Source organism: Cutibacterium avidum ATCC 25577 (assembly GCF_000227295.1).
GTDB lineage: Bacteria > Actinomycetota > Actinomycetes > Propionibacteriales > Propionibacteriaceae > Cutibacterium > Cutibacterium avidum.
Window position 1 is genome coordinate 950,135 of the sequence record NZ_JH165054.1, and the last position, 12,503, is coordinate 962,637.

Genomic DNA, 12,503 nt, shown 5'->3' on the forward strand with positions numbered 1-12,503 from the left:
TCCCAGCATCACTCCCGCCCTGTGGCAGGCTTGAAGCATGCATGCGATCACCGTCCGCCCAACCGACAAGACAGACTCCAAGGGCCGTCATCGTCCCGGTCCCGAGTGCATCGAATGGACCGAAATCCCCACTCCCGAGCCCGGACAGGGCGAGGTCCTCGTCAAGGTGAAGGCAGCAGGCATCAACCGTGGCGACCTCCTGCAGCGCCAGGGCCTTTATCCGCCGCCGAAGGGCGTTTCCGAGACCATGGGCCTCGAGGTCACCGGCACCGTTTCCTCCCTCGGCCCCGACGTCGATGGCTGGGCCGAAGGTGACGAGGTCGTCGCCCTGCTCGCCGGCGGCGGATACGCCGAGTACGTCATTGTCCCAGCCGGCCAGCTTCTCCCCATCCCCGACGGCATCGACCCGGTTACGGCGTCAACCCTCATCGAGGTCTCGGCGACCGTCATCTCCAATATGGATCACGTCGGCCTGGCCAAGGGCGAGACCTTCCTCGTCCACGGTGGCACCGGCGGCATCGGACAGTTCGCAATCCAGTACGCCAAGTCGCTCGGCTGCACGGTCATCACGACTTGCGGCACCGCCGAGAAGCAGGAGTTCTGCCGCAGCCTCGGCGCCGACGTCGCCCTCGACTATCACGACGATTGGGTTGCCGGCGCCAAGGAAGCCACCGATGGCCGCGGCGTCGACATCATCCTCGACGTCATGGGTGCGAAGTACCTCGGGCTCAACGTCGATGTGCTCGCAACCGGTGGACGCCTCGACATCATTGGAATGCAGGGCGGTGTCAAGGGAGAGCTCAACATCGGGAAGCTCCTCACCAAACGCGCCCTCGTCACCGCGACGAGCCTCCGCCCCCGCCCTCTTGAGGAGAAGGCCAAGATCTGCCAGCGGGTTCGTGAGGTCGCCTGGCCGCTCTACACCAACGGCAGTATCAAGCCCGCCCCCGTCGAGTCCTTCCCCATGCCCGATGCCGGTAAGGCTCACGCACGCCTGGAGTCCGGTGAGGTGCTCGGAAAGGTCGCGCTGACCCTCTGACCCCTCGGCGCAAGAACGACCTGTCTCGGTTTCGGCCGCGGCAGGTCGTTCTTGCGCGCGGCCATGTGGTGCCGCCTCCACCCCAATCCACCCCCCTGCCGACGAACGACTCCACGTGTGGTTATCGCGGTCATGAGTGTGGGCCCTGCCATCTCGGGCGGCACCACCCACCGTCAGCACCCGAATCTCCACCACGCACCTCTCCACCACACACCGAACCGAATATCCATTTGTACGCATGCATATCTATGCGCTAGAGTGAAGGACGTGTCCAAGGTCATCACTCAGCTTCCCGTCGGCGAGCGCGTCGGCATCGCATTCTCCGGGGGTCTCGACACCTCGGTAGCCGTCGCGTGGATGCGCGAGAACGGCGCGATCCCGTGCACCTACACAGCCGACATCGGTCAGTACGACGAGCCCGACATCGCGTCAGTGCCGGGCCGCGCCCTCGACTACGGCGCCGAGATCTCGCGTCTCGTCGACTGCAAGGCAGGCCTGGTCGAGGAGGGCCTGAGCGCCATCGCATGCGGTGCGTTCAACGTCCGTTCCGGCGGGCGTCCCTACTTCAACACCACCCCGATCGGGCGCGCTGTCACCGGAACCCTCCTGGTGCGCGCCATGCACACCGACGACGTCTCCATCTGGGGAGACGGTTCCACCTACAAGGGCAACGACATCGAGCGGTTCTACCGCTACGGCCTGCTCGCCAACCCGCAGTTGCGCATCTACAAGCCTTGGCTCGACGAAAAGTTCGTAGCCGAGCTCGGTGGCCGCGACGAGATGAGCGCCTGGCTCACCGCCCACAACCTGCCGTACCGCGACTCCAAGGAGAAGGCCTACTCAACCGACGCCAACATCTGGGGCGCCACTCACGAGGCCAAAACCCTCGAGTCCCTGCACGTCTCGATGGAGTCCGTCGAGCCCATCATGGGCGTCAAGTTCTGGGACCCCGACGTCAAGATCGACACCGAGGAAGTGACGATCTCCTTCGAGCAGGGCATGCCTGTCGCCATCAACGGCAAGGAATACGACGACAAGGTCGCCCTCGTCCTGGAGGCCAACGCCATCGGCGGCCGCCACGGACTCGGCATGAGCGACCAGATCGAGAACCGCATCATCGAGGCGAAGTCCCGCGGCATCTACGAGGCCCCCGGCATGGCCCTGCTCCACATCGCCTACGAGCGGCTCGTCAACGCCATTCACAACGAGGACACCATCGCGACCTACCACAACGAGGGGCGTCGTCTCGGACGGCTGCTCTACGAGGGCCGCTGGCTCGACCCGCAGTCCCTCATGATCCGTGAGTCGCTGACCCACTGGGTCGCCAGCGCCGTCACCGGATCGGTCACCCTCAAGCTGCGTCGCGGCTGGGATTACTCCATCCTCGACACCACCGGCCCGAACTTCTCGTACCACTCCGAGAAGCTGTCGATGGAGCGTGTCGAAGGCGCCGCATTTGGCCCGACCGACCGCATCGGCCAGCTCACCATGCGCAACCTCGACATCGCCGACACCCGCGAGAAGTTGGAGCTCTACTCCGACCAGGGGCAGCTCACCAGCCATGCCGACCTCGTCGGGCAGTTGGAGTCTGGCGGTGCTGCGGCCATCGCGTCGAGTGGATATGACGACGATGACGACAGCCAGAAGGCTCTTGACGCTGCCGCAATGGAGTTCGGCGTCGACTGATCATCAGTCCTTGAGTTCGGGCCGCCCGGGATGCACCGGGCGGCCCGAATGAGTTCCCCTCCCGTTACCCGTTGCGCAGAATGAGATCTTATTCACAATGACCTCGCGTGCTGGCACACTGCTCCTATGAGTAGCAACACGACGCCGCCCAGTGACTGGAATAGCCCGGACGGAGACTCTCCCTACCAGCCGACGAGCCCCTCGTCGCAGTCCTACCCTCAGAGCTACGAGCCGACGTCCCCCTATGGGTCTGTCGACTCCAGCCCCTCGCCGTACGACGACGACAAGAAGGGATTCTTCGGATCCCTTTTTGACATGTCCTTCGACTACTACGTGACGCCGAAGATTGCGAAGTTCGTCTACATCCTCGCGATCATTTGTGCCGCCGTCATGTGGCTAGGCATGATCGCTGGTTGTTTGGGCGGCGGCGATTCCGGTGGCAAGGGATTGCTCGCCGTGCTCGCAATCCTGCTGGGATGGATCCCGGCGTTCCTGTTCATCATTGGCGTGAGGATGCAGATCGAGTTCATCATCGCCCTCATCAAGACCAGTGAGAACACCTCCATCCTCCGCAAGAGGCTGACCCGCTGACTCAGCCTCGACGGGCCGCACATCGCTGACGGTATGCGGCCCTTTTCGTGCCCGGACTCGCAACCGCTGCAAGCCAGCGAGGACGTTATAGACTGCTCTAATGCGCGGTTACCGGGATGTCATCGCCATCCGGGAGGTGTGGACGACCCTCCTCTTGTCTGCTCTCATCCGGATTCCGATTTTCAGCCTCGGAATCGTCATGAGTGTCCACGTCGTCAGTTCGCTGCATCTGGACTACGTGCGAGCCGGAGCCGTCACGACCGTCGTCACCGTCGCAACCATGATTTCCGGGCCATGGCGAGGCAGCATGGTCGACCACAAAGGGCTGCTGCGAACCATGCTCCCCTCTCTGATCATTACGACGATAACGTGGGGATTATCGCCTTGGCTAGGGTATTTCCCGCTGCTCGTGCTGTGTGCCATAGGCGGCCTGTGGAATTACCCGATTTTCACCATCCCACGTCAGGTCTTGATGGTCGCCGTGCCCACGTCCCGACGTCGGGCCGCACTGTCACTGGACTCGGTGAGCGTGGAGATTTGTTACATGATCGGCCCGACGGTCGCCATCATCGCAGCGACGACCGTCGGAACCCGGATCACCATCACCGCGTGTGGGTTCATCGCTGCCATCGGCGCGGCTGGGCTCATGATCCTGGACCCGGCGACCACAGAGCCGTCCGCAGTCGACCCGGTGCCACCCGCCACACATACCCCAGCGTCGGCGGCCCCGGTCGTCGAGGCCCCTCGCAACCGGAAACTGGCATGGCTGTCTCCCCGGTCGGCGTCCATCCTGTTAGCAGTCATCGCGACCGGATTCTGCCTGGGCGGTATTGAGCTGACGACCGTCGCCGCGATGAGGTCGATGGGCCGTCCCGAGATGATCGGATGGGTGCTCGCAGCCTCCGGCTTGGGGTCGGCCATCGGTGGCGTGCTGTACGGCGCCCTGCCGCGAGGGGCGTCCACGGCGCTTCTCCTCGTCTTCCTTGGCGCGCTGACCGCGTTGCCGGCATTGTCGAGCGGCCCCGGCTCGGCGGCCATCCTGCTGTTCCTGGGCGGCGTCTTCTGCGCCCCGACGATCACGTCGTCCATCGACGCCCTGACCGATCTGGTGCCGGCGGATTCTCGAGGAACCATCATCGGGTGGCAGGGGTCATGCCTCAACGGCGGCACGGCCATGGCCGCTCCGTTGATCGGCGCCATCATGGACTCTCACGGGTGGCAGTGGGGGTTCCTCGTGGCTGGCATCGCCAGCGCCGTCGTCGGAGCGATCGTGTGGACGACGGTCAGGATGGTGCGGAAGCGTCAGGCCGCGTAATCGCTTGGTTCGCTGACGCAATCGCCACAACGAAGAAGGGCCCGAAAGCGACACCATCGCCTTCAGGCCCTTCCTCTTACCACTCGCTCGGCGAATCCGCCGACATGGGCGACGGCCTTCCCGGACTCAGCTCGTCGAAATGCGGTCGAACGGGTTCCTCGTCGCGCACCTCTGGCTTGAGCCCAGCCCTCTCCGCATGAACGGCTGCGGCACCAGCAGGACGAGGGACGCCCTCGTCCACGCCCAAAGCCGCCTTCTCCTTCTCCACGGCCGCCTTGTGATCGGCGTCGATGCGATCCCGGACGGCTTCCTCCGACGACGGCACAGACATCGTCTGGCGCTTCGGCTCCACATCCTCGGCGGGAGCTGGTTCCGGAGTGTCCTTCCACTCGTCGCCCAGGTAAATGATCGTGTCGCCGTCCTTCGGCTCGTTCATGTCAACGTTCGCGACGTTCACCGACGACGGCCTGACGACGAACATCACGACAGCCTCGGGCATGACCTGACGGAACTGCTCCCAGGTGTGGTGATTCTCGTCCAACTCAATCTGACGCACCCGCTTACCGCTGCGCCACATCTTGTCCATCGCCGAGTGGGTTGTCGGCGGATCGAAGGCGGTCCTCGCCTTGAGGATCTGCGCGGTGCCGGTCGTCGAGTCCCCGGCGTCACCCTCATCCAGACGCTCAAGCTGAAAGACGTTCGCCCGCCCCAACGCGCGCCGGTAATGCACTGACGCGATGGAGTTCGTGTCGTCGTCAGGCGTACATGCCACCATCGACGCGATCCCCGCAAGGTCCATGTCCTCGGTCGCGTACTCGGACAAGAAGTCCGCCGCCTCGCACCGGAGCCCCGCTTTCCGGGCCGCGTAGAGGTCGTAGGCCCTCCGGGTGACGATGAGGGTGGGGACGTCCAAGTCGCGCAGGGTCTTCGCGGTGTCAATACTCCAGGCCGGCGACCCCGCAAACATGACGCCGCGCGGACTTGCCGACGCAAGCCCCAGCTTCTCGGCGAGCCGACCAATGCCCAGGCCGTAGATGGCCACGGTGCAGACGATGACGAGGAATACCAGCGGCACGAGCCGGTCGACCTGACTCGCCATGCCCGCAATCTGGTCGGCGAACGAAGCCAACTGTTTGGCCCGCTCGGGGTCGGACCCAGCAATATCCTTGGCTTGCTCGCGCACATGGTTGGCGGACTCGCTGAACTCCATCGCAAAGATCGACGCCACCGACGCAGCCACGATTCCTCGCGGAGCCATGAAAGCCATCAGGATCCGTTCCTGCCGGGTCGTCTCGGTTCGCGTCAGCCCCAACATCACCGACACCGGCCGAATGACCAGCACGAGCAGGGCGACGAAGATCAAGCCAGTGGGAAGGATGTCGCCGATCTGGGATGGCGTCACTCGTCCGGCCAGCATGATGAACAGCACCCCGACGAGCAGCACCTGCAGATGCTCTTTGAACTCGATGACGGGCTCGAGCTCGAGATTGCGCTGGTTCGCCAGGTAGATGCCCAACATCGTCACGGCAACCAGCCCGGACTCCTCGCGCAGGAAGTTCGCCCCGACGCAGGTACCGACGGCGACCCCGACGAAGATCACGCCCTGCAGGAAGTCCGGGATGAGGTGACGCCTCATCATGGCCGTAACGATCCACCCGATCGGCGCTGCGAACAGCAACCCGACCAATAGGGTCAGCGCCAGGTCCAGCACACCTCGTCCGATCGAGGACCCACCGATGCTGCTGATGGCCTGGTAGACCAACAGGGCCAGGATCGCGCCCAGCGGATCGACGACGATGCCCTCCCACCTCAGCAGGGCGCTCACCCGTCGGGTGGGCCTCAACTGACGCAGGATCGGGTTGATGACCGTCGGACCGGTGACGATGAGGATCGCGCCCAGCAGCAAGGAAACTCGACCGTCGAACCCCAATGCCATCGCAGCCAGGGTGATGAGAACCCACGCGATCCCTGCGGTGACGGTGCACAGCCGAAGGATTGGCCGTCCCAGGTCACGAACTTCGCGGAGCTTGAGCCCGAGTGACCCTTCGAAGAGGATGATTGCGACTGAGAGGTTGACACCGTCAAACAGGAGTTGCCTTCCGAAGATCTCATCGGGAGTGACCCACTGTCCAAGTGCGAAACCGATCACCAGGAGGAACAGCAGCGCGGGTAGGCGTAAACGCCATCCGAGCCACTGGGCACCGACCGCAAGTGCGAGTACGAGCGCCATGTATGTTGCTGCATCCACCCGGGCACTCTAACCGGCACAGTGCCGGTTTTCCCACGCGGGAAGCGTGGGCACTGAGCGCCGGGGCCAGCAACTCCGTGGATGCCGTGGGGATGTAGACGAAAGTCGAATGGATCGACGACAAGCTGTCCGAAAGTACAGATCTGGCTGTCCCGGAAATCTCCTCCGCGATCCATCCCCAACGACGAATAACCCTGAAATGAGTACGTGCACATCCGCCTGACAAGCCTTTTTTGACGTCCAATTTGGTCACCGTCAACGTCAGATCGAGGCCTGAAAAGCACTTGTAACATCACAGCCAGTTGACGTTGAAACACGCCGCCTTGGCCCATTGGAAAGGAGCCATCGTGAATCGGACGAACGATTGCGCCCTCCCGTCCTGCGCCAACCTCAGAACGGTCTTCCAGCATCCCCTGCTCGAGGGTGACAGCACTGCCGCCACACCCGACGAACAGCGCCTGGAACGCACTCTGCAGGCTCGCGCTCGAGCTGCTTGCTCCGTCTGCCCTCTCTTCGAACAGTGCCTTGAGAACGCCATCCTCGACCACGACGTCGCTGGATTCGCTGCTGGCACAACCCCGCGTCAGCGTTCTCGCATTCGCTCCTGCCTGGGAGTTCGGGTTCGTCCCGACGACTTCGAATCCTTCGCCGGGGTCATCGCTCGCGGGCATCAGGTGGCCACCCAGGACGTCGTTAGCCTCCGTCAGGCTCACCCCGGTCAGCCACTGAGCTTCATCGCAGACCGTCTCGGTTGCTCGCTGTCCACCGTGAAGCGGCACCTGCGTCGGGCTCGCGACACCTCTTCGGCCCCGCGCCGCAAGACTCCTGCGAAGGCCAAGACAACCAGCCTGGCCGCCGCATACGAGTCGGTGACCGGGCGCCCGTACCCGAGCCGCGCGAGGTTGGCTGCCTGAGAAAAAGTCACGCTCTGTTCACCGCATGATCATCGCACGGTGGCAGGCTGGCTGACATGACATTCAATCCTCGTATGGTGGCCCTCGACATCGACGGGACCCTCGTCGATTTTGAGGGCGAACTTCCGGACTCGGTCCGTAAGGCGGTCGCCAAGGTCGACGTCCCTGTCGTCCTGGCGACTGGGCGAGGGCTCTTCGGAGCGATCCCCGTCCATGAAGCCCTCGGTCTGCAGGGGGGACACGCGGTGGTGTCCAACGGAGCTGTCACCGCGACGATGTCCCCCGTCGAGATCGAGTCCCAAGTCACCTTTGATCCGCGACCCATCATCGATCACGTCATGGACGTCTACCCGCAGGCGCTCATCGCGGTCGAGGAGGTCGGCGTCGGTTACCGCCTCAACCAGCTCTTCCCCGTCGGGGAACTGCAGGGCGAACTCCACATTGAGACCATTGACGAGTTGCGCTCCCGCCCGGCCCCGCGCGTCATCATCCGCGATCCGAACGGTTATGCCGACTCCTTCCGCGACCTGGCCCACAGCCTCGACCTGCACAGCGTCTCCTACGTCATCGGCTGGTCGGCCTGGCTCGACATCACTCCGGAGGGTGTGACTAAGGCCTCTGCCCTTGACACCCTGTGCCGTCTCAAGGGCATCGATCCCAAGGACGTCCTGGCCATCGGCGATGGTAACAACGACGTCGAGATGTTGCAGTGGGCCGGACGCGGAGTCGCTGTCGGCGATGCGCCCGACTCCGTCAAGGCCATTGCCGATGACGTCGCTCCCTGCTTTGCCGACGGTGGCACCGCGGTTGAGCTGGAGCGCTGGTTCTGAAATCGTCTCCCGGTCACTCAGGCCGGCTGCCCTCGATCATCGGGAACCGACCTCAGTCGATCCGCCCTGCCCGCAGCACCCCCGGCTCGACGTGACACTCCGCCCCGAGGTCCATCGGGGCAATCCGTCCGGCCGCCCGCGCCTCGAAGAGCTTCGGCAACAGCATCGCGGCCAGAGTCGTCGGTGAGATGGTGTTGACGTAAATCTTCGTCCCGCCCTCGAACCCGGCCAGGGTAGAGATGCGCAACTTGAGGATGATCCGCCACGGCACCGGTACCCCGGTCCCTATCGGACGGTAATGCCACTCCTCATTGGCCGGCACATCATCGCTGACGGCGACGTGGGCAGCGTGCAACAGGTCCGACATGGCGTCAATCCCGTCATCGTCGACGCGCCACGGCTGGTCGGCGCGGCCCGTCGACCACACCTCGACCGAGGGGTACCTATGACCAAAACCGACGGTCATGACAGCGCCCTCGTTACGGGCCAGCACCAGTCCGTGCTCGACCGCGAAATCTGGCCCCCAGCGATTGAAGATGCCCGGGTCTAGGACGGCCTTGGGCAGCACCGACTCGTTGTCGGCTCCCACTTCGTCAATGGCCACCAGCTGCTTGTGCAGATGATCGAATGACGCCCCGGCCGGCTTGAGCCAGTTCTGGAAGGCCACCACGTATCGGACGTGCTCGTTGTGTCGGTGCAGCTGGACCATCGAGTCGACGGTCAGGGCCATGAATGCCCGGTGTTCGTCGACGGTCAGGCTCGCCGATCCGGCAACGTCGGCTGTCGTCGTCCCCTCGTCGGTGTAGTGCCGCCTGGCGACGATGACGTCGTGTCCCCCGGCGAAGAAGGCTGCAGAGGCCTCCCGCAGCTCTTTCGGGCCGAGGTCCTCACCGCGCTGGTCCGACCCCACAGCCTTGAACTCGGCGTTGAGGACCGACCGGACATGAGCCTCTCCCCCCGGGTTTGACAGGTATTCCTCCTGCCAGTCGCGCGAGGCCCGTGGAAGGTCCATTCCCCAGTTGAGCTGCCAGTACTGCCAGGACAGGATCTCGAAGAGATTGGGGATCCGTCGGAACTCCGGGACGGTGTCACCGAGCTGATCAGCCGAGACACGACGCATGAGGTCATGGCCCCGCACCAGACCGCCCTCCCGCTTCACCAACCGAGTCTTCTCCGGAGGGGTCGACAGCAGGTTGTCCGGGCAGAAGGCGCAGGCCGCATGACGATCGTGCTCGGTCAGCTCCCGGGTCTGCGTGGCCGGTTTGCTCAGCGGGCGGGCCCCACGACCAGGCACCGTCCACACCTTCGTACCCGTGAACGGGTTGACCTGCTTGATGGTGCCGTCGGGCAGTTCCCGGTAGTACGGCTCGTCGCTCACTTCGGCGGCTCGATGAACTCACGCCCACCAAGGTAGGGACGCAGCGCCTCGGGCACGCGCACCGAACCGTCAGCCTGTTGGTGGTTCTCCAGCAGCATGATGATGATACGGGTCATCGCGCACAGGGTGCCGTTGAGGGTGGCCAGCGGTTCGACCCCGTCAGGTCCGCGATGGCGGATGGAGAGACGACGCGCCTGGAAGGTGGTGCAGTTCGAGGTCGAGGTGATCTCGCGGTAACGGCTCTGAGTCGGCAACCAGCCGTAGCAGTCGTACTTGCGAGCAGCCGAGAGGCCCAGGTCACCGGAGGCAACGTCAAGCACCTGGAACGGGATTTCCAGGGCCGAGATGAAGTCCTTCTCGAAGCTCAGCAGCTTCTCGTGCCAGCCCTCCGCCTCATCGGGCAGGCAGTAGACGAACATCTCGACCTTGTCGAACCAGTGGACGCGGAAGATGCCGCGGGTGTCCTTGCCATAGGAGCCGGCCTCGCGTCGGTAGCACGGGGAGAAGGCGACGTAGCGCTTCGGGAGCTCGGCGTCGTCAAGGATCTCGTCGGAGTGGAACGCGGCCAGGGCAACCTCGGAGGTTCCCACCAGGTATTGGTCGTCCTTGGGCAGGTAGTAGACGTCGTCGGCGGCCTGGCCGAGGAACCCGGTTCCCTCCATCGCCGAGGGCTTGACGAGGGCCGGCGGGATCATCGGGGTGAATCCCCACTGCGCCGCCTTGGACATCGCCAGGTTCAGCAGGGCGAATTCCAACTGGGCGCCGACGCCGGTGAGGACATAGAAGCGAGAGCCGGCGATCTTGGTGCCTCGCTCCATGTCGATCGCGCCGAGGGCCTCGCCAATCTCGAGATGGTCCTTGGGCTCGAATCCTTCCGCGACGAAGTCACGTGGGGTGCTGACGGTCTCCTTGATGACTCCCTCGTCCTCGCCACCAGCGGGAACGTCGTCAATGACGATGTTGCCGAGGGTCTTGGCGAGCTCGATGAATTTGGCGTCAGCCTCGTCAGCGGCCTTCTTGAGGTCGGAGACCTCACTGGCAATCGACTTGGTGCGAGCCAGCAACTCGGTCTTCTCGTCTCCGGACGCCTTGGCAATGCGTTTGCCCAGCCCCTTCTGTTCAGCGCGCAGGTTCTCGTGGGCGGCGATGGCCTCACGACGAGCCTCGTCAGCGGCGACGATGTCGTCGACGACCGAGGGGTCCTCGCCGCGGGCGACCTGGGAGCGGCGAACGGCATCCGGATCCGTTCGCAGGAGCTTGGGATCGATCATGTCGCCGATCCTACCGGTCGGGAGCCTGCGAGGAGTCAGAGGCCAAGAGACGCGGCAGGGCCTGGGTGGTTCCACCCGGGCCCTGCCGACGTTGTCGTCAAGCGATCACGCCATCGCCTGAGTCCTCGACGTCACTTGTTCTTCGGCTGCTTGGCCTGATCGATGTCGATCTGCTCCTTGGCGACCTTGCCGGACACGGTCTGGGTGTCCTGGGTGGTCTCCTTGCCGATCTTGATCTTCTCGGCGGCGACGGTCTCCTTGTCGATGGTCGGACGCTCCTCGTGGGTCACGATGTCCTGGGCGCCCTCGGAGAGCTTGACGTCGTCACCGGCGACCTTCTCGTCGAGAGGAACGCGCTCGACGTGGATCTCCTCGCGCTCGACCGGGACCTCGACGGTCTCGGTGTCATGGACGATGTGCTTGCGGATGCGCACACGACCGGTCTCGACACGCTCCTTGCCAACGTTGAGGCGCTCCTCGTGGCGAACGACGGAGCCATCCTCGGCCACCGGGGACTTCTGGTCAGCAGTGGTCTGCGGCGTGGTGTCGGCGACCTTCTCGGTCTTGGCGTCGGCAATACGATCGCCAGAAACACCATTTCCAGCAACGCCCGGGTTGCCCTCCTTGTCGACGACCTTCTGGCCGGCAACGCCACCAGCAGCTCCACCGGACACACCGTTGCCCGCGTAACCCGGGTTGGCGTCCTTGGTGGTGTCCTTCTCGGAGGCGAAGGCATCGGAGTAGTAGCGGTACAGCTCGTCGGTCTCATCCTCGGAGAGGTGGCCGTCCGGGTCAACATTCGGGGCGTCCTTCACCTTGTCCTTGGTGTAAGGAGCGCGGATCTCGTCACCGGAGGTCTCGAGGCCCTTGAACGGGACGAAGGTCTCGTTGCGTCCGAAGAGACCGGTCTTGACGGTCACCCAAGCCGGCTGGCCGGAGGCGTCATCGAGGTAGACCTGGCCGATCTCGCCAATCTTGTCACCAGACTGGTCTACAACGGTACGGTCGTAAAGAGCGTCGATATTGGCGTTCGTAGGCGTCTTGTCAGTCGGCATTCTTAATTCCTTTCGTTTAGATTTCTACCAAATCCCATTCGGAGAGCCGAGCAGAATCGGTTGATATCTTCAACGATACGAACCTGAGGGCCACAATCAAACCGGCTCATGTTGCGTTAATCGCTTTTAACCAAAACTCTTGTTCTGGCAACCTAGGTATGTTACGATCCCTGACC

The 12,503-nt window shown here is 63.9% G+C and carries 10 protein-coding genes; 6 read left to right on the forward strand and 4 right to left on the reverse strand.

The window, feature by feature from the left end:
• Positions 1-37: 37 nt before the first annotated feature.
• The 4 genes from HMPREF9153_RS04290 (at position 38) to HMPREF9153_RS04305 (ending at position 4,631) form a co-directional block, all read left to right on the forward strand.
• Positions 38-1,039, forward strand: a complete 1,002-nt coding sequence (locus HMPREF9153_RS04290) for an NAD(P)H-quinone oxidoreductase (RefSeq protein ID WP_004809729.1) — start codon at positions 38-40, stop codon at positions 1,037-1,039.
• A 258-nt stretch (positions 1,040-1,297) separates the two neighbouring features.
• Positions 1,298-2,725, forward strand: coding sequence for an argininosuccinate synthase (gene argG, locus HMPREF9153_RS04295; protein WP_004809731.1), 1,428 nt, complete (start codon positions 1,298-1,300; stop codon positions 2,723-2,725).
• A 126-nt stretch (positions 2,726-2,851) separates the two neighbouring features.
• Entirely contained in the window at positions 2,852-3,316 is a 465-nt protein-coding gene (locus tag HMPREF9153_RS11605; RefSeq protein ID WP_004809733.1) for a DUF4282 domain-containing protein, read from the forward strand.
• Positions 3,317-3,416: 100 nt separating this feature from the next.
• Positions 3,417-4,631: an MFS transporter gene (locus HMPREF9153_RS04305; protein WP_004809735.1), complete on the forward strand. Its 1,215-nt coding sequence runs from the start codon at positions 3,417-3,419 to the stop codon at positions 4,629-4,631.
• A 76-nt stretch (positions 4,632-4,707) separates the two neighbouring features.
• Here HMPREF9153_RS04305 and HMPREF9153_RS04310 read toward each other — a convergent pair whose 3' ends face one another.
• A complete protein-coding gene (locus HMPREF9153_RS04310; RefSeq protein ID WP_004809737.1) occupies positions 4,708-6,861 on the reverse strand; it encodes a cation:proton antiporter in 2,154 nt (717 codons plus the stop codon).
• 365 nt (positions 6,862-7,226) lie between these two features.
• Here HMPREF9153_RS04310 and HMPREF9153_RS04315 point away from each other — a divergent pair, with 365 nt between their 5' ends.
• Complete coding sequence (locus tag HMPREF9153_RS04315; RefSeq protein ID WP_021108053.1) at positions 7,227-7,793, forward strand: WhiB family transcriptional regulator; 567 nt, start codon at positions 7,227-7,229, stop codon at positions 7,791-7,793.
• 74 nt (positions 7,794-7,867) lie between these two features.
• Positions 7,868-8,623: an HAD family hydrolase gene (locus HMPREF9153_RS04320; protein ID WP_004809741.1), complete on the forward strand. Its 756-nt coding sequence runs from the start codon at positions 7,868-7,870 to the stop codon at positions 8,621-8,623.
• 52 nt (positions 8,624-8,675) lie between these two features.
• Here the strand turns inward: HMPREF9153_RS04320 and HMPREF9153_RS04325 are convergent, their stop codons facing one another.
• The 3 genes from HMPREF9153_RS04325 to HMPREF9153_RS04335 form a co-directional block, all read right to left on the reverse strand.
• On the reverse strand, positions 8,676-10,001 hold the full coding sequence (locus tag HMPREF9153_RS04325) for a DUF4921 family protein (RefSeq protein ID WP_004809743.1): 1,326 nt from the start codon (positions 9,999-10,001) through the stop codon (positions 8,676-8,678).
• Positions 9,998-11,272, reverse strand: a complete 1,275-nt coding sequence (gene serS, locus HMPREF9153_RS04330) for a serine--tRNA ligase (RefSeq protein ID WP_004809744.1) — start codon at positions 11,270-11,272, stop codon at positions 9,998-10,000. The genes HMPREF9153_RS04325 and serS overlap by 4 nt, the downstream gene beginning before the upstream one ends.
• A gap of 131 nt (positions 11,273-11,403) precedes the next feature.
• Entirely contained in the window at positions 11,404-12,327 is a 924-nt protein-coding gene (locus HMPREF9153_RS04335; RefSeq protein WP_004809748.1) for a DUF2382 domain-containing protein, read from the reverse strand.
• Positions 12,328-12,503: the final 176 nt, after the last annotated feature.